We start from the raw sequence: 16,977 nt of genomic DNA on the forward strand, positions 1-16,977 counted from the left end.
TTACGCGTTCTGAACTTCTTTAATAGCAGCCACGATATTCTGGTATGCGCCGCAACGGCAGATGTTGCCGCTCATCAGCTCTTTGATCTCGGCGTCCGTATGCGCATGCCCTTCTTTAACCAACCCGATTGCTGAACAGATCTGCCCGGGCGTGCAATAGCCACATTGGAAACCGTCGTGTTTCAGGAAGGCATGCTGCATGGGGTGCAACTGATCTCTATTGGCCAGTCCTTCAATGCTCGTAACCTCCAAACCCGCACACATGCCTGCAAGCATCAGGCAGGAATTGATCCTGCGTCCGTCTACCAGGACCGTACAAGCACCGCATTGACCGTGGTCACAGCCCTTTTTTGTCCCCGGTAGTGAAAGCTTTTCACGCAGCACATCCAGCAGGGTCATCCTGGAATCCAGGCTGAGTAGGTGCTTTTTCCCATTGATGGTCAGGCTAACGGTCGTAATTTCCGCAGCTGCGGCTGCGGCCAAAACCGGTTCGCTTCCTTTTGTGGATGCGGCCCCCAGTAACGGGGCGAGCGTCAGGCCTGCGCCGGCAAAGGTTAACTGTGACAAAAAGCCGCGCCGGGTCGTACCGGCTTTAGGCTCGTCGTTCTCTTCTGGGTGATTTGGATTATCTGCCATGATCGGATTTTAAAGAAGAACATTAACTACAAGTATAATGTTTAAACGAAAAAGCACATCACATCAATTCAGAATCCTTCTAAACAATGACTACCAATGCTTTACAGGCGCATTGATCAGGGAAATACTCTCGCTGAAACAACAATAAAACTTTATATTTGGATATGGATCAACCCGATAAACTCCAGAAAATCGTGGAATCACGAATAAAGCTAAAGGCCCGCTTCGAGGAAAAAATGAAACTAACGCCTTCATTAGCCGACAATATTCCAAAAGGTAGCGGAAAGCTGAACAGGCATGGCATGCCCGAACTTCCGATTGGCCAGACCGTGACTTTTAAATGGCCGGTGCTTGATCTCGGTTATCACCCCAATGTTCCGTTGGACCGCTGGCGGCTGACCATTGACGGCGAAGTCGAAAACCCGGTTAAACTGACATGGAAAACGTTCATGGACCTGCCCCAGACCAAAGACACTTCCGATTTTCATTGCGTAACTACCTGGTCAAAGCTGAATATGCGCTGGAAGGGGGTGAGTTTACTTGACCTGGCGGCACTGGTACATCCCAAAGAAACGGCAAGCCATATTATGTGTTATGGGTATGATACTTATTCTACAAACCTCTCCCTAGAGGAAGCCCTAAAACCGGATGTCATGCTGGTACATACGTTTGACGGCCAGCCGCTGGAAAAAGAGCATGGCGGGCCCTGCAGGATGATCACGCCGCAACTCTACGCCTGGAAAGGCTCTAAATGGATCAAAAGGATCCAGTTTTTGAGCACCGATAAACCTGGTTTCTGGGAAGATCGCGGCTATTCCAATACGGCTTATCCCTGGCGTAATGACCGCTATTCCTAAGGATCACTTTAAATTTACCGCCAATCTGAACTAATGAGCCTACCCTTAATACCCCGGGTATAGCCGGCCAAATGAAACCTGCGGCTTGGATTTGCTGATTTCACGCCGGTCCGTTTAACTTTATCGAGCTTTGGCTATTTATGATCTTTATGAACAGTAATGAGCATGTTTTGCGGCGGGCAGGGTTTCAGGCGCAGTTCCTTCACCCGCTCCAGACCGCTTAGACTGCCGTTGATCCAATCTTTGACATCCGCTCGTTCCATGATCGCGGGCATCCGGTCGTGGATGGCGGCGATAGCCGGATTCGGAGGAACGGTGATCATCGCAAATGTGGGGATGAGGATATTCGTTTTAATATCGATCCAGATATCCCAGAGCCCGGCAATATAAAATGGCTGCCCGTCTGCCCTTTCCACCTTATAGGTAACCTGCTGCGCAGGATTGTATTCGAAATAAGCCTGTACACGGACAACGCAATGTTTCTTTCCTACAAGTTCGCTCCAGAGCGGTACCAGGAAAAGCGACTCAACACGCGCATGTTTATTTTTGCTATGAATGCGATTATCGTCCAGCGATAGCAGTCCCCAGCGAAATTGCTGAACTTTGCCTGGCATGGCATCGGTAACGACCGGTAGCATGGACCCAGGATTACCGGCAGCGTTGTTTTTAGCGGTATAGGATCCGCCATCCCGTGTGGTGATTTTAATATCTTTTTGTTCTCCAATCTCTACGTGCCCGCACATATTACTAAAAATATTAGAATACAAAGCTAATAAAATTAGCAAATAAAGAAAAAGATTATTTTAGAAATTAAATGAAATGTTTGCTTGCTGACCCTGGCCAGGCTAATGGTCATTATTGAAGCGATAATGCCAGTCTGTTTCTTTTCTTTTCAGTTCAGCAGCTTTCTTCATATTGCAGCGCTCCTCGATAAAGAAAGTATCTCAGTGGCTGACTGATCACGATACAGCATTTTCGCACAAACTCATCGGTATGCTGTTTCTTTTCTTCAGGCGGATAAAAAACAGATCTATAATATTCCATTTCGAAGCGCTGCAAATCGATGGAAAGGCCGCGTTGGGGATCGAGTTCAAAAAGATATTCCAGGTTAAAGCGAGTGATCTTATGAAGCAGCCGGGGATTATTCCATACCGATGCCATGAGTTGTTTCTTCAACAGTTCGTACAACCTGCTATTTGAATAAGGATTCATTGCGCGTTTATCGGGTAATGATAATATCCTTCCAGTCCGTGGTATACTGATGGCTCAAAAACTCCTGTTTCATGATCCACCTGCGTTCGAAGCTGTCTGCGGCCAGGCGAACGGTTCCGCGGCCATAGCGGCTATTCAGGCCATCCATCAAATCGGACAGTTTTTGTTCTTTACCGTGTTCATAGTCGGAAAACATATGATACTGTACCTCTCCCGCGGGAATAATGCCTGTGGCCCTCACCCCCGTTTTGAGGTAATTATAGCCAGGCTGGTAGATGGCGCGAATGGCCTGTACCGCTACCCGCGTGAGCTGGTGGGTAGTATTTGCTGCAAACGGTACTTTGACCGTAATGCTGGGATAGTGCTGGTCATGCTTGATATTATGCTTGTTGGTACGTAGATAAATAGTTAGGGTGAGTGCCATGCTCTGTTGCTGGCGCAGTTTTAGGGCGACCGTGGCCGCGTGCATGGCCACAGCCTCTTCAATAGGCTCCAGTTCGGTTTGGTAAGTGTTAAAACTCTGGCTGCTTTCGATGCCTTTGGAGCGTTCCGCGACATCTTTGATGATATTACAGGGCTTGCCCCACAATTCCTGATGCAGTCGCCAGCCCTGTACGGTCATATGCTGACGCACAAAATCGGCTTTCAATTCACGGAAATCATGGGCAGTCTTTACGCCGAATTCTGTGAGTTTATGATAATATTGATGACCGATGCCCCAGACATCTTCAATCGGAAAATCTTTAACAGCAGCCCCGATCTTTTCATCGGTATCCAGCACCAGGAAGTTTCGCTTTTGCTTTTTAGCGGCTTTATTGGCCAGTTTGGCCAGCGCCATGGTAGACCCAACACCCACCGTGATCGGCAAACCGGTATGCCGCATGACGTTTTCACTGATTTTCGCCGTGTGCTTTTCAAGATCGATGTCGCGGATATTGCCTAAGGCCATAAAAGCTTCATCGATGCTGTACACCATCAAGGTATAGGTATAACGTGCGAGATTGTTCATCAGCCGGGCGCTCATATCGGCATACAGCGCGTAATTGCTGCTGAAAACAGCGGCATTGTTTTCCTTCAGGTTTTGCCTGACCATGAATTCCGCATCGGCCATTTTAATACCGATGGCCTTCGCTTCGTTACTGCGGGCGATCACGCAGCCATCATTATTGGAAAGTACCACGACGACGCGGCCTTCCAGCGAAGGATCAAACAAGCGCTCACAGCTGACATAGCAGTTATTGATATCAACATGCGCAAACACGTGCATACCTCCCTGTTCTGTGTTGTGGCTGTAAGACCGGGTTCAGCGTTAGCGTCACGACTCCCCAGCACACCCAGGTTTCACTATTTTCAATAGTGATCGAGTCTTGGGGTTCGTCAGCTTTCAGGATCACCTTTTTTTCCCGGGGCTGATACTCACGGGTATAAAAGCCGCCCTCATGGAAGAAAACCACGACGCTGCCGGGTACTGGTTGCAGCGTACGGTCAATGACCAGCACATGGTCTTTGAGAATACAGTGGCCGCGCATTGCGTCGCTGCCCATGCGCATAAAAAAAGTATTGTCGGGATCCATGACAATGATCTCCGATATATCCAGTTCCGGTTCCTCATGCGTCAGCATCGGCAGGCGGAACCCCAGCACATCTCTTTTCTCCCGATGTTGCTTCAGTCTCAGCATTTGCGCTCCTCCCTTTTTTTGAGACATCAAAATTATCATCTAGTTTTTACATTTGCTAATATTTTTAGCATAAATTTGTAAGCGAAAAAAGGATAGCTATGGGATACGAGGTAATTAACGAGGGAACTGAAACCCTGATTAAGGGAACGGAACTGGTAGTGCGTGTACATACGGGCCCTGCAAATGATGGCTTAGCCTACGGCTTGGGTCATCTTTATCAGGTAAAAGGAGGTTTCGTCCCGGTCAGGACATATGTATTCGAAGTAATAGGTCAGGCGGAGACAGCCGTGGAGGCTGTCAAAAAAACGATTGATTTCTTTTTTTCGGTTTTATTGGATACGGAATGGTACGTTAAGGAAATTCCGCCCGGTTCGCGGTTGTTTCCGCAGGAAGCAAAGCGTTTATACGGCGAAGGAATTATGGAGGAGCAATATGGAGCAATTGACATTATTCGCAGCGGCTGGTCAAAGTAAAGGCCTGCCTGTTTATTTGTTGGATTATAGGCCAGGCCTGTTCGGCGCGGCGGAAAGCGATGAATATTTAAGAAAATTCATCGCAGAAGCGCCGTGGAAACAAACAGCGCTGAAGATAAAAGACAAAGAGATCGCTACGCCGCGGCTGACAGCCTGGTATGGAGATCTGGGAACTGATTATTCACATCCCGGCAGGATTTCCAACCCGGCCCCCTGGACGCCGGAATTGTTAAAGATCAAAGCTATAGTCGAACCTTTGTCGGGTGTAAAGTTCAACAGCGTGCTGCTGAACTATTACCGGGACGGAAATGATTCCGTAGCCTGGCATAGCGATAAGGAAAGTATTTTAGGCAAACATCCCGTTATAGCCTCTGTCAGCTTTGGCGAGGTACGCAGTTTTGATATCCGGAATAAAGCGGACCATCTCGAGAAATATTCCGTCCGTTTGGAACATGGCTCTTTTTTGTTAATGAAATCCGGCTTACAGGAACATTGGGAACACCGGATTGCCAAGTCTGTTCAGCCGATGAAAGCACGGATCAATTTAACTTTCCGGGTAGTAATTTAATTGATGGGTAAGCAATAATTAAACAGGATAATACTTTTTTAAAGCGGGAGATGCCGGGTACCGGCGAACTCATCGTCCTCAGAGACGATAAGGCGGACCCAGAGATGAAAAAGAAGTAAAGGTGCGGGAGCTGAATAATGAAAGATTTCAATACCGTGGTCATTAACCGCTTCTAAATGTTGAACGACCAAAATCTGATCAAGTGTGCTGATATACCAAATGTTCATGATCTAATTTATTCATCATCATACGGTACCTGTCTGAACCGGGAACAGCTTTCGCCGTCATTTCAGGTGTGCTTTCCCGCTTATTACGCAGCCAAAAATTCCCCTCTCGAATAATATATTGATGTCAAACGGTTTTGAAATGAAATCATCTGCCCCATTTATTTGGGCGATCTCAGCCAAATTATTTACCGCAGATACCAATATTACAGGTGAGTTTATGGAACTCTGACCGGCCTTGATTTTTTACATAGTTCGCCGCTTCGTCCGTCACTAAGCCAGTCATCCAAAAGTATGAGTTCCGGCTGCCCGTTAATAATGCCTTGAAAAGAAACAACGTCATTCACTGCCTTTACGCTGATCTTTTGTTCTTCCAGCACATATTTGATGATTTGAAGGATATCATTGTCATCATCAACGACGACCACTCTTTTTGGCATATGGTTTTATTTAGATTTCGGGGTGGAGGGATTATGTTCTCGTAACCACAACAAGGGAATATGAAAGCAGTATATTTATTTTCAATTCGTAAAATAAACAAACCATACAAAGTCCAGTATCGTTTGGCTGCTTCTAATTCGCCTCGCTTTTCAAATCGAATCCGTGTCCCGATGGATAAAGACAATTTCAGCAACCCGCTTAATGGCACTAACCCGCACCACTTTTCAGACTCGCAGGTTCCATGATGAATGCCTGCATGAGAAAAATCTGATAAATTTTACACATGTAGGCAAATGTGGGCGGCCTGACCAATTATGATGTCATTAAATTCCAATATGAAAGCCAAACCCGAAGCTGAAAATCCTGGCACATTATTGGTATATTTTTTTTCCACCAATCATCATCAATATGTTGTTACAAGCCATATTCCAGCACCACAAGCATGAGTTCGAGGTAACCACGCTTGTCGATCGTAATGAATTATATTTTCTGATCCGGGAAGGCTCCGAAATTATTCTTGCCCGGCGGGAGAACAGCCATACCTGGTCTTACACGGGATCCTCGAATATCACCGACCCTATTGTCCGGGCTGTTTTAGAGAAGATCGAACATACCAGTGCCTATATGCTTTTAGACCAGGTAACCGATATTGAACAGCTGAAAACAGCCGCTTAAGAAGATTATTCTTTATGGAAAACTATCAGATCACCATCCGTAAGAATAAGGAGGTGCGGCATTTCGTAGTCGGCGAATACCTGCACCATGACGGGGAGAACTGCAAATTCAAAATTTTTGAGGATGGCAAATTTGTGGCCAGTTTCGAGCCGGATGCGCACCAGTTCCTTCATATTTGTCAGAACCCAAACGGTCTGGACGAAGCGATGCTTCACCTGCTGGCAGAAGAGATCGAGTCGCACCACTCTTACAGCATTAATGATAACATTAAAAAACTAAAGTCATGAGATCAATCTGGACAGGTTCGATAGGTTTCGGGCTGGTAAGCATTCCTATTAAATTGTTTTCAGCGGTACAAACCTCTTCACTTGACCTGGACATGCTGGACAGCCGCGATCATGCCAACATCAAGTTCATGCGGGTGAACGAGCATACCAAAAAGGAAGTCCCATATGATAAGATCGTAAAAGGTTATAAATATGACGACGATTATGTGATCGTTGAAGATGCCGACTTCCAGGCAGCCGCGCCCGAAAAAAGTAAGGTGATCGAGATCGAAAGTTTTGTCGATATTGATTCGGTAAACCCGATGTATTATGAATCGTCCTATTACACTGAACCTGCAACTAAAAATAACAAAGCGTATGCACTGTTACTGGAGGCACTGAAAAAATCCAAGAAGGCGGGACTGGCCCGTTTTGTACTGCGGAGCACTGAAAGTCTGTGCATCGTCCACCCGGTAGAAAAAAATATCGTGGTCACACGTATCCGCTTCCAGCAGCAGATCCGCGACCAGAGCGAATTAAACCTGGACGATAAGATCGAAGTAACGAAGAAAGAACTGGACATGGGGCTTGCGCTGATCAACCAATATGCTGAAAAGCTGGACCTTTCCAAATATAAAGATGAGTACCATACCGAGTTATTGAAAATCATCGAAGCCAAGGCGAAAGGTAAGCGTCCTACGATCAAGAAACTGAAACCGAAAGCTTCTAAGAATGACGACCTTTACGAACAACTGATGAACAGTCTGCAAAGTAAAAAACAAGCTTAACATGATTAACCCAGTACAAACCCATATTCCCCTCGCAGACGGGACTGACCGCTATGTGATCATAGAACCCGCGCTGCATAAGGATGCCCAGGGAAAGCTCCACCCTACCGGCCTTTTTAAAATTTACAAAGATGCTTTCGCGGACGAAACACATCTATTCACCGAGCCTGCGGAAAGCGAAGGGCAGGCCGACGACCTTCCGGATGACCGGAACCCGGATTATCTCGGGAAGATAAATCTTTCGGCGAGCGAGTGGAAATACGAAGGCAGTCTCATGTCCTATCACGAACAGGTAGCATTAGTAGAATTTATATCGAATTACCAGTCGCCAGAAGAACAACAAAAGCAGCAGGCTTTACAGGATGAGTTCGCTGAAAGCGCCAATCCACCGGAAGACCTGCCCTTAAACCCCGGAAGCCTAAGTTAAGCCATTTGAAGATCGCGACGTATAATATCAACGGCATCAACGGACGTTTACCGAACCTGCTCCACTGGCTTTCGGAGGCGAAGCCCGACGTGGTCTGCCTGTAGGAGTTGAAGGCTCCGGACGACCGTTTCCCGGAGCAAACCTTACTGGATGCCGGTTACTATTCGATCTGGCAAGGGCAGCAAAGCTGGAACGGCGTCGCGATCCTTTCGAGGTATGGTGAAATCAAGGAAACGAGGCGCAGGTTGGACGATGACCCGGATGATACGCATAGCAGGTATATCGAGTCTTTTATAAACGGCGTTGTCATTGCCTGCCTGTACCTTCCGAACGGCAACCCCTATCCGGGACCCAAATTTGACTATAAGCTGCAATGGATCAAACGGCTCACCATACATGCCAAACGGCTGCTGGGCTTCGGCCTCCCGGTGGCATTGATCGGGGATTTCAATATTATACCGACAGATCTGGACACCTATAAACCGGAAAAATACAGGAACAATGCCCTGTTCCGGCCGGAAGCGCGCAAACTCTTCCGGGCCCTTTTGAGACAGGGCTGGACGGATGTGATCCGTAAGTTTTACCCCGAAGAACGGATTTATACCTTCTGGGATTATCTCCGCCATGCTTACGAGCGGGACGCCGGGCTTCGGCTGGATCATTTCCTGCTGAATGACCTTTTGCTCGGCAAGGTTTCAGGCGGAGGGGTTGATCGTCACATCCGGAGCCTGGAGCATAGCAGCGACCACGCTCCTGTATGGATAGAGATAGCGTCCGATTAATTAGCCTGATCATTTTCTAAGTGACAAGTTCCAGGGTCGCCTTACTTTTTGTCCATGAAAATATTTGTGGAGGACGGCTTCAAAAACCTGGTTAGCACCTGGTACCAGCGCAAATAAGGTCATACTCGATCTTAGTTTTAAATCGTCCGGGCTTCCCATGACGGCTGTTGCGTCGTAGCCAGGTATATCCAGTAATGCGTTGCTGATGTCGATCAGCCTTCGCCCGAGTACAGGATGTGCCAGGTATGCCGCCGCCTCTTTCAAATCCCTGATCGCATAACGCTTTGACATACTGCTAAAGCCCAGGCCATCGATCTGTGGAAATATATACCACATCCAATGACCGCGTTTACCGCCGGTTTCAATTTTCAGGCTGGTTCTTGTAAGATGGTGGATAATCTCCTTTATTTCATGGCATGATTATTCCTTTTCCGTTATTACAATGAAGTACGATGTTTGTTACTTATTCTGTTTCATAAATAATTCTGAATTACTGTCTGTTAACAATCCGTGAGATCCTGCAATAACTTTCGAGCCAGCGGCTTTAGCGACCAATCCTTCGTGTTCCCCCTTCGTGATATAGCTTAGCAGCGTTTTGAGCGACTAGCTCGGGTAATGCTGTTTCAGAAAGGGAAACCAGTTTGCTTTTGAGTACTTCCCGATCGGGTATTCCCGTAGCATTGAAGTCCCTACCTAAATAATAACCAAGGCCTCCAATTATTATCCTTTTAAAGCGCAATAAAAATTTTTATTATAACCTACCGTAATTTTTTTGATTAATCCGTTATCCACAAGCTTTTTAAGCCTATTGTAAAATGTCGTGTTGCTCATCACATAACCTTTTTCCCTCAAGCCCAACCAAAGCGTTTCTGCATCCTTTTCTTCACCCAGGCTATTTATGTATTCAAGAATTTGGTTGGTGAGCAAATTATATTCTTCCTGCTGTTTGGTAATACGAGATTTAGATGACCTGTATTGCATTTCATTACGTCTTTGATGTTTCTGTGTTATTGGACCCAAAGCTTAACCTACTAAATTAAATTTGAAATTCGAAGCAATTTTGAAGCAGAGCGTCTTTACAAGAAGCAAATAAGTAGACTGGTAAGCATATTTTCACGTCAAATTCCGCCATTGCTATTCTAAGCGTAAAATTATCCTCACAATCTGTATTTATTTGCCTTTAAAGTCTCAAATTCAGAATTGCCACAAAAAGCAGCTATAGTTTTAGGTCAACATTCAATACTGATAATAAAAAACTATGCGCCGGATACTTCTAACTAAACTAACACTGATTTTTTGCTTGTTTTTATCCATCAAACAATTAAAAGCACAGGATAATTATGAAATACAGGTGTATGGCTCGGAAACAATTGAAAAAGGGAAAACGATGCTGGAGATCCATAGCAATTTTACCTTAAAAGGGAGTCAATCCGTATCTAACGGGGAATTCCCTACCAACCACGTGGAGCATGAAACCATTGAAATAACTCATGGCTGGACACCTGGTTTGAAACCGGATTCTACTTCTTTAACTCAATAGGCAATGATAACCGCACGGCATACGTTGGCTCGCATATCCGCCCAAGAGTTGCTGCACCTGAAAGTTGGGGTTGGCCTGTAGGGGTCAGCATCTCAATTAAATTCGGCTTCCAGAAAAGTGTCTTTGCCGCAAATACAAGTTCGCTGGAAATCCGGCCCATTATTGATAAGAAATGGCAGGAATTATATCTGTCCGTAAATCCTACCTTAGAAAAAAGCTTTAAAGGTCCCGATCAGAACAGGGGATTCACGTTTTCACCAAATGTAAAAGGCAGTTATGATGTAACAAAAGTTGTAGCCCTTGGCCTGGAATATTACGGAAGCACCGGACCTTTTTTTCACTACGACCCTTACCGGCTACAGGACCACCAATTAATTTTAGCAACGGACCTTAACTTTAATCCTGCGTTGGAATTCAATGCCGGATTAGGGTATGGCTTTCCGCAACGTTCGGATAAAGAAACATTCAAGATCATAGTGGGCAGAAAGTTTTGAGTAGTATCCCAAGGGTTCTCTTACCACCCAAACTTCCTGAGAAAAAAAATTATTGTATTACAACCGAAATCCGGCAAATAAAATCTCTCGTTAGTTAGATTAAACATTCGAAAAACGATATGCTCACCGAACAAGTTGTTGCTGCCCGTATCAGAAATATAAGATTAGAAAAAGACTACAGCCAATTTTATATAGCTTACAAGCTGAACATTTCGCAAAATACATTCAGCAAAATTGAGTTGGGAAATGTTAAATTAACGCTTAAAAGACTTATAGAAATTGCAAAGGTATTAGAAGTTCCTGCATCTGATTTGGTGAAATGTGAAGACGAAGTTCAATCAGCTAAACTGCAGGAGTCTTACTGTTAAATAAACAGCGCGTCCCGCTAATCATGAAAAATGTACGAACGCGATTATGTGATCGAAAGGCAATTATGTAGCCGCCGCCTTTCCGAACTTTGCCCGAGCGGCCTTGATTGCCGGCATATGTGCGTTCGCCCAATCGTACAAGGTCATGAGCGGAACAACGAGGCTTTCACCGAGCGAGGTCAGGGTATACTCTACTTTTGGCGGGATCTGCTGGTACATTTTTCGCTTCAGTAACCCGTCAGCTTCCAGTGTTTTCAACGTTACCGTCAGCATTCTTTGGGAAATGCCATCGATCAGCCGGTGCAATTCATTAAAACGAAGGGTGCCGTGGTCGGAGAGCATAATGACCGTTAACATCGACCATTTATCCCCCACCCGGTTCAAAACATCTTTTACCGGGCAGTCGTCGCGGTCATTTTCGCATTTTTTCGAAATTTCCTTTTTCATAATCTTTTGATATCCAGCCATAGTTACTCCAATGTAAGTAACTGACGGACAATTACCTTCTTGTTTTGTTACTTACCTGCCGTTATTTTTGACTTACTAAAAGTAACTTAAAATACAAAAGTAACTAAAAGAAAATTATGGATTTACAACTGAAAGGAAAAAGGGTATTGGTGACCGGGTCCAGCGCCGGGCTGGGAGAAGCCATTGCGCGCTTATTGGCTGCTGAAGGCGCTGAAGTGATCGTTCATGGTCGTCATGAGCAGCGTGCTGCTACAGTCAGGGATAGCATCAACAAAGGTGGCGGAAAGGCCAGCTACGTGTTGGGCGACCTGTCGTTCGATGCAGGCGCGGATGAGGTAGCCGCCGCGGCCCTGGCTGGCGGTCCGGTTGCGATATTGGTGAATAATGCCGGCGCTTACCAGCCAAAACCCTGGCTCCAGGTGAGCGTGGCTGACTGGCAGAACAGCTATAACGTCAATGTGCTGGCTTACGTACGGATGATCCACCGCTTGCTTCCGGGTATGAAAAAGCTGGGCTGGGGCCGGATGATCCAGATCGGCTCATCTGGAGGGATCGAACCGTTCGCTTTACAACCGGATTATCTCGCGGCTACCGCTGCACGCCATAACCTGACGGTTTCGCTGGCCAGGGAACTGAAGGGTACCGGGATCACTTCCAATACCGTAGCGCCAGGCCCCATGCTTGTGGAAAATACACGTAACATGCTACTGGGTATGGCCGGGCAATTCGGCTGGGGTAATGACTGGGCCGACATCGAACGCAACGCGGTGGAGCAATTCGTGCATAATGACGTAGGACGTTTTGGTAAACCGGAAGAAGTAGCTGCCGTGGTCGCCTTTCTGACCAGTCCCTCGGCTGATTATATTACTGGTGCGCTCCTGCGTGTTGACGGAGGACATACCAGATCCGTTTAATGAAAACAGTAAATCCAAAAATCATTGACTGGGCATTGAGCAGCGTTATGTTGGCGATGCCGAGAACCTGAGCGATACGCGCCGGGTGCAGTCGGGAGCGATCTATTTGCAAGGTTTTTGTCTACTAAGTTAGTAGACAAAAACCTATATTTGACCAATTTAATAAGCGAAGCAAGTGTTAACGCTGACTTAAACTTGAAATAATAGCTTCGCCTTGGAAAAATGAAAAAGAGCCTTACACTTGCATTCTCAATTATTAATAGTTTGTACGCCATGGCGCAAACTGCAATTATTAAAGGCCGGGTCACCGACGGCCAAACCAAACAACCGGTCGAATATGCCAGTGTCGCGCTATTCAAAGCCAGTGATTCCAGCATCGTTACAGGTACCATAAGCAAAAATAACGGCAGCTTTGAATTCACAAAGATCGCCGCCGGCCGTTACCGACTGAAAATCGCCTTCATCGGTTACCGCAACTATTTGAAAAATAATGTCGTGCTGAACGATAGGCAGCAGTTGGACCTGGGCAACCTGGTCTTGGAACCCGCCGCAAAAACATTGAGCGAAGTTAGCATAAAGGGACAGCAGGCCGCTGCGATCAATAAGATCGACAAGCAAATTTATAAAGCCGGACAGTTTGAAACAGCCAAAGGCGGCTCAGCCATCGATATCATTAAAAACCTGCCCGCTGTTTCGGTCAATGGTGAGGGTAACATCAGCATGCGCGGCTCCCAAAGCTTTATGGTACTGGTTAACGGCAAACCGGTGGTCACCGACGTGCAAACAGTTCTATCACAATTGCCTGCCAATGCCGTCGATAATGTAGAAGTGGTAACCTCACCTTCCGCCAAGTACGATCCAGACGGTCGCGGCGGTATCCTGAATATCATTACCAAGAAAGGGGCGGCCGACGGACTGACACTCGCAATGAACGGGCAGGGTGGCCTTCCCAGCCTGGACGATCATGGCAATTCCCGTCGACCCGAGCGCTATAGCGGTGATGCGACACTAAATTACCGCAAAGGCAAATGGGACATTTCCGTAGGTGGCAACTACAACCGGAATGACAATTCGGGGATACGTGAGGGCGATGTTTATACCAAGAATTACGCTGCCGGTACCATAACCCGTTTTCCATCCACCGGTGAGCGCAGCTTTAAAAAGTACAATTATGCCGCCCGCACCACGATCAACTTTACGCCTGATGCGGCCAACAACTTTTCTGCCGGCTTGTTCATCGGACAGCGTTACCAGGACCGGGTTGCAGATCTTATCTATCACAACACCACTTCCAGCCTGAGCGATAACGCGCTGCTTAAAAGTACGACCTATTATAATGCCAATACGCAAACCAAGGAAGGTAGCTTTGCACTGGCTAACCTGGATTATATCCACACTTTTAAAGATAAATCCAGCCTGGCAGCCGGTTTGGTTTATGAGCATGCTGATCTGCATGGTAATACGAAGAACCGCAATCTGTATTATCCCGATACCGCCGATACAATACAGTATGTCTACAACCCCTATAAACGCCCGATCAGCGGCTACCGCGTCAAATTGGACTATAGCCTGCCGCTGGGGAAAGGAAAACTGGAAACTGGCTACCAGTTACGTTATGATACCCAGGACGGTCAGTTTAATTATCTGGTCACTCCGCCTACTTCCCAACCGGATGCAAACAAGTTCCAGGGAAGCCTCCACGCCAAAAATGTGATCAACTCGCTTTATAGCCAGTATACGGGCAAAAGTGGTCCCTGGGAGTATAACTGCGGCCTCCGCTATGAATACGCAACCCGCTCGGTAGCGATCTCCTATGATCCGGAACTGCATCAGTTAGATCTGTCTAATTTGTTCCCCTCGGCTTTGGTACAATACAGCTTTAACAATAACTGGAAACTAAAAGCTGATTATAGCCGTCGCATCAACCGTACCTCTAACCTGGAACTGAACCCGATCCCCGAGCGGGAACACTCGGAAACGCTCGAAGTAGGTGACCCTGACCTGTTGCCGGAATTCATCGATCAGCTCGAACTGGGCATTAGCCACTCGTTTAACATGGGTAACTTTTTTGCGACCGCTTATTACCAGCATATCAAAAACCCCATCCAGCGTCTGAACAGCGTCTATGCAGATACCATCCTGTACCGGGTGTATACCAATGCGGGTGCAGCGAAGCAGGTCGGTGTAGAAGCCGGTACCGGTTTGCAGTTCACAAACTGGTGGTCATTCTATGCGGGGGCAAATGCCTATAATTATCATATCAGCGGGGATATTCATATCCTGGACAAGCCCGTCGCGGTCAATAACCAGCGCTGGGCTTATACTTTTAATATCAACAGTACTTTCCAAATGGCCAAAACCTGGAGCGCGCAGGCTAATGTCAATTACCAGTCTAAACGTCCCACCGCCATGGGCGAAGATTCGCAATATTTTATTCCTAATGCTTCAGTTAAGAAAACCTTTGCCAACGGCCGTTTTGCAGCATCGCTGCTATGGCAGAATATAGGCATTTTCAACGCCGCCAAACAGCGGATCACGACATCGGGTACTAGTTTTTATACCACGACCAATTATATTTATGAACAGAACATGGTCTTGGTCAACCTGAGTTTTAACCTTAACCGCTTTACCAGCAAGCTGAAATTGCCAACCAGCGAATTAAATGAAAGGGAGTTTTGATGATCATCGCTTCAAAAATATTGATCTATCGGTATAAGACAGCTCGCTCGGTGCCATAGAAAAATGCGTGTTTTTTTTAGCTTTGATCTATGAAATGGATCACCCGTGAACGCCCCAAGATTGACCGCATCGCCTGTCCCTGGCTGATCCGGCGCTTTGTTGACCCGAAAGCGGAATTTATTTATGTGCCGTATGCCGACGTATTGGAGCAAGCAAACATTTTGAAGGCGATTCCCTACGACCTGCCGGGTGTGGAATATACACATTATGATGATCAGTGTACTTTTGACTATATCCTCAAAAAGCACCAGTTGAAAGACCCGGCACTGGATCGCATCGCAGCGATCGTACGCGGGGCCGATACCGACCGCCACGATTTCGCACCGCAGGCGGCAGGGTTGGAAGCGATCTTTTCGGGCTTGTCCTATAATAGCCAGGACGATCAGGAATTGCTGGCTTTGGGTATGACGATCTATGACGGTTTGTATAGTTGGGCTAAGCATTTGTATCAACTTAAACACACGCAGGGCGGCCCGGTCGAGCAGCTATTACTACAGATTTACCACCAATACCTAAAACAGGAAAAAACAAAGAAAGCACCGGCCTGGGCCGAAGCCTTGCGGGAGATGATGCAGGATCAGCTGGATACCAATATGTCGCTTAATTTGCAGCAGGCTTCACAGGAACTGGAGATCAACCCCGCCTACCTGTCCCGCGAGTTCTCGAAGTATTTTGACAACCTGAGCTTCGGCGATTACATGCGCAAGTTACGGGTAGAGAAAGCGATCCAACTGATGGAGGCGGATTATTCCATGACCGAGATCGCTTACCTCACCGGCTTTTCTGACCAAAGCCATTTTAACCGCATCTTTAAAAAACATACCGGTCAAAACCCGCTGGATTACAAAAAAAGTCTGCGGTTGGGTAAAAAGGGTACAAATTAGTTAAATCCGTTCTATTTCCCCATGGCGGGCCTGGCTATTATTGCTTTATGTTTCGCCAGTTTCTCTTTCTATTGTTGCTGTTGCCCGGCTGGGCGGTAGCCCAAACGCAAACCTACCAGAAAATTGCAGGTTACGTTGGTATCCTGCATCCTATTGTAACTTTCAGCAACACAGGTACGGAAACCAATTTCAAAAACAATTACGTAGTAGGGATCCCGGTAGGTATCAACATCTGGAAAAGTCAAACGATCGGCTTTTCTGCTGAATTCGTGCCGACGATCCGTGCGGAGAATGGAACCAGTAAAATGGCCAATTTTAATTTTCATCCGGGCGTTCTCGTCGCCCTCGGTAAAGGCTGGACCTTTGCCGGGCGTGCTGCATTTGAAACCTCGGGACGTTACGGCTTGACACCGGTTCTCAATAAAACGGTCAGCAAAGGAAAGAACAGCAGCCTCTTTGCAGCGGTACCGCTGCCGCTTCGCTTTGGCAATAATAAACCCACCTCATTCGGCGCCGGCTTTCAATTTGGTATAGCATTCTGA

23 protein-coding genes are annotated in these 16,977 nt (G+C 46.7%); 14 read left to right on the top strand and 9 right to left on the bottom strand.

The features are described 5' to 3' along the window. Positions 1–636 (bottom strand): (2Fe-2S)-binding protein, encoded by a 636-nt coding sequence (locus tag DUL71_RS13645; RefSeq protein ID WP_114938638.1) that lies wholly within the window; start codon positions 634–636, stop codon positions 1–3. Between the two features lie 194 nt (positions 637–830). On the opposite strand from DUL71_RS13645, the gene DUL71_RS13650 reads away from it, so the two are divergent. Beyond that, a complete protein-coding gene (locus tag DUL71_RS13650; protein ID WP_244228750.1) occupies positions 831–1,493 on the top strand; it encodes a molybdopterin-dependent oxidoreductase in 663 nt (220 codons plus the stop codon). Between the two features lie 134 nt (positions 1,494–1,627). Here DUL71_RS13650 and DUL71_RS13655 read toward each other — a convergent pair whose 3' ends face one another. From DUL71_RS13655 to DUL71_RS13670, 4 genes are all read right to left on the bottom strand, one after another. Beyond that, positions 1,628–2,236 (bottom strand): SOS response-associated peptidase family protein, encoded by a 609-nt coding sequence (locus DUL71_RS13655; protein ID WP_114938640.1) that lies wholly within the window; start codon positions 2,234–2,236, stop codon positions 1,628–1,630. 154 nt (positions 2,237–2,390) lie between these two features. Continuing rightward, the gene (locus DUL71_RS31990; protein ID WP_154402393.1) at positions 2,391–2,705 is read right to left on the bottom strand and encodes a hypothetical protein; all 315 of its coding nucleotides are present in this window, start codon (positions 2,703–2,705) and stop codon (positions 2,391–2,393) included. Between the two features lie 7 nt (positions 2,706–2,712). Further along, on the bottom strand, positions 2,713–3,972 hold the full coding sequence (locus tag DUL71_RS13665; protein WP_114938642.1) for a Y-family DNA polymerase: 1,260 nt from the start codon (positions 3,970–3,972) through the stop codon (positions 2,713–2,715). Then, on the bottom strand, positions 3,950–4,384 hold the full coding sequence (locus tag DUL71_RS13670; RefSeq protein ID WP_154402394.1) for a LexA family protein: 435 nt from the start codon (positions 4,382–4,384) through the stop codon (positions 3,950–3,952). Before DUL71_RS13670 ends, DUL71_RS13665 begins: the two co-directional genes overlap by 23 nt. A 98-nt stretch (positions 4,385–4,482) precedes the next feature. Between DUL71_RS13670 and DUL71_RS13675 the strand changes: the two genes are divergently transcribed. Next, positions 4,483–4,857, top strand: coding sequence for a hypothetical protein (locus DUL71_RS13675; protein WP_114938644.1), 375 nt, complete (start codon positions 4,483–4,485; stop codon positions 4,855–4,857). Then, on the top strand, positions 4,817–5,425 hold the full coding sequence (locus DUL71_RS13680) for an alpha-ketoglutarate-dependent dioxygenase AlkB family protein (RefSeq protein WP_114938645.1): 609 nt from the start codon (positions 4,817–4,819) through the stop codon (positions 5,423–5,425). Before DUL71_RS13675 ends, DUL71_RS13680 begins: the two co-directional genes overlap by 41 nt. Positions 5,426–5,867: 442 nt before the next feature. Here the strand turns inward: DUL71_RS13680 and DUL71_RS13690 are convergent, their stop codons facing one another. Continuing rightward, positions 5,868–6,089 (bottom strand): response regulator, encoded by a 222-nt coding sequence (locus DUL71_RS13690; RefSeq protein ID WP_114938647.1) that lies wholly within the window; start codon positions 6,087–6,089, stop codon positions 5,868–5,870. A 409-nt stretch (positions 6,090–6,498) separates the two neighbouring features. Between DUL71_RS13690 and DUL71_RS13695 the strand changes: the two genes are divergently transcribed. The 5 genes from DUL71_RS13695 to xth all read left to right on the top strand — a co-directional run bounded on the left by DUL71_RS13695 (position 6,499) and on the right by xth (position 9,028). After that, entirely contained in the window at positions 6,499–6,765 is a 267-nt protein-coding gene (locus tag DUL71_RS13695) for a hypothetical protein (protein WP_114938648.1), read from the top strand. A gap of 14 nt (positions 6,766–6,779) precedes the next feature. Then, positions 6,780–7,052, top strand: a complete 273-nt coding sequence (locus tag DUL71_RS13700; protein ID WP_114938649.1) for a hypothetical protein — start codon at positions 6,780–6,782, stop codon at positions 7,050–7,052. Beyond that, positions 7,049–7,819 carry a non-homologous end joining protein Ku gene (gene ku / locus DUL71_RS13705; RefSeq protein ID WP_114938650.1) on the top strand — a complete coding sequence of 257 codons (771 nt, stop codon included), beginning with the start codon at positions 7,049–7,051 and terminating at the stop codon, positions 7,817–7,819. The genes DUL71_RS13700 and ku overlap by 4 nt, the downstream gene beginning before the upstream one ends. Before the next feature lies 1 nt (position 7,820). Beyond that, positions 7,821–8,246: a hypothetical protein gene (locus DUL71_RS13710; protein ID WP_114938651.1), complete on the top strand. Its 426-nt coding sequence runs from the start codon at positions 7,821–7,823 to the stop codon at positions 8,244–8,246. A 107-nt stretch (positions 8,247–8,353) separates the two neighbouring features. Beyond that, positions 8,354–9,028, top strand: coding sequence for an exodeoxyribonuclease III (xth, locus tag DUL71_RS13715; RefSeq protein ID WP_341867743.1), 675 nt, complete (start codon positions 8,354–8,356; stop codon positions 9,026–9,028). Between the two features lie 9 nt (positions 9,029–9,037). Here xth and DUL71_RS13720 read toward each other — a convergent pair whose 3' ends face one another. Continuing rightward, positions 9,038–9,436: a DUF1810 domain-containing protein gene (locus DUL71_RS13720; RefSeq protein ID WP_341867745.1), complete on the bottom strand. Its 399-nt coding sequence runs from the start codon at positions 9,434–9,436 to the stop codon at positions 9,038–9,040. 312 nt (positions 9,437–9,748) lie between these two features. After that, positions 9,749–10,048: a transcriptional repressor gene (locus DUL71_RS13725; RefSeq protein WP_154402396.1), complete on the bottom strand. Its 300-nt coding sequence runs from the start codon at positions 10,046–10,048 to the stop codon at positions 9,749–9,751. Between the two features lie 238 nt (positions 10,049–10,286). Between DUL71_RS13725 and DUL71_RS32390 the strand changes: the two genes are divergently transcribed. Together DUL71_RS32390 and DUL71_RS13735 are read left to right on the top strand one after the other, a co-directional pair. Further along, positions 10,287–10,568 carry a hypothetical protein gene (locus DUL71_RS32390; RefSeq protein WP_208645555.1) on the top strand — a complete coding sequence of 94 codons (282 nt, stop codon included), beginning with the start codon at positions 10,287–10,289 and terminating at the stop codon, positions 10,566–10,568. Positions 10,569–11,181: 613 nt separating this feature from the next. Continuing rightward, positions 11,182–11,430 carry a helix-turn-helix domain-containing protein gene (locus tag DUL71_RS13735; protein ID WP_114938654.1) on the top strand — a complete coding sequence of 83 codons (249 nt, stop codon included), beginning with the start codon at positions 11,182–11,184 and terminating at the stop codon, positions 11,428–11,430. A 63-nt stretch (positions 11,431–11,493) separates the two neighbouring features. Here DUL71_RS13735 and DUL71_RS13740 read toward each other — a convergent pair whose 3' ends face one another. Further along, the gene (locus DUL71_RS13740) at positions 11,494–11,877 is read right to left on the bottom strand and encodes a winged helix-turn-helix transcriptional regulator (RefSeq protein ID WP_114939180.1); all 384 of its coding nucleotides are present in this window, start codon (positions 11,875–11,877) and stop codon (positions 11,494–11,496) included. Positions 11,878–12,014: 137 nt separating this feature from the next. Between DUL71_RS13740 and DUL71_RS13745 the strand changes: the two genes are divergently transcribed. From DUL71_RS13745 to DUL71_RS13760, 4 genes are all read left to right on the top strand, one after another. Next, positions 12,015–12,812: an SDR family NAD(P)-dependent oxidoreductase gene (locus DUL71_RS13745; protein ID WP_114938655.1), complete on the top strand. Its 798-nt coding sequence runs from the start codon at positions 12,015–12,017 to the stop codon at positions 12,810–12,812. Positions 12,813–13,034: 222 nt separating this feature from the next. Next, positions 13,035–15,491, top strand: coding sequence for a TonB-dependent receptor (locus DUL71_RS13750; protein WP_114938656.1), 2,457 nt, complete (start codon positions 13,035–13,037; stop codon positions 15,489–15,491). A gap of 89 nt (positions 15,492–15,580) precedes the next feature. Further along, positions 15,581–16,435, top strand: coding sequence for a chromate resistance protein ChrB domain-containing protein (locus DUL71_RS13755; protein WP_114938657.1), 855 nt, complete (start codon positions 15,581–15,583; stop codon positions 16,433–16,435). A 47-nt stretch (positions 16,436–16,482) separates the two neighbouring features. After that, the gene (locus DUL71_RS13760) at positions 16,483–16,977 is read left to right on the top strand and encodes a hypothetical protein (protein WP_114938658.1); all 495 of its coding nucleotides are present in this window, start codon (positions 16,483–16,485) and stop codon (positions 16,975–16,977) included.

It is taken from the genome of Mucilaginibacter endophyticus (genome assembly GCF_003351025.1).
GTDB classification, from domain to species: Bacteria; Bacteroidota; Bacteroidia; order Sphingobacteriales; family Sphingobacteriaceae; genus Mucilaginibacter; species Mucilaginibacter endophyticus.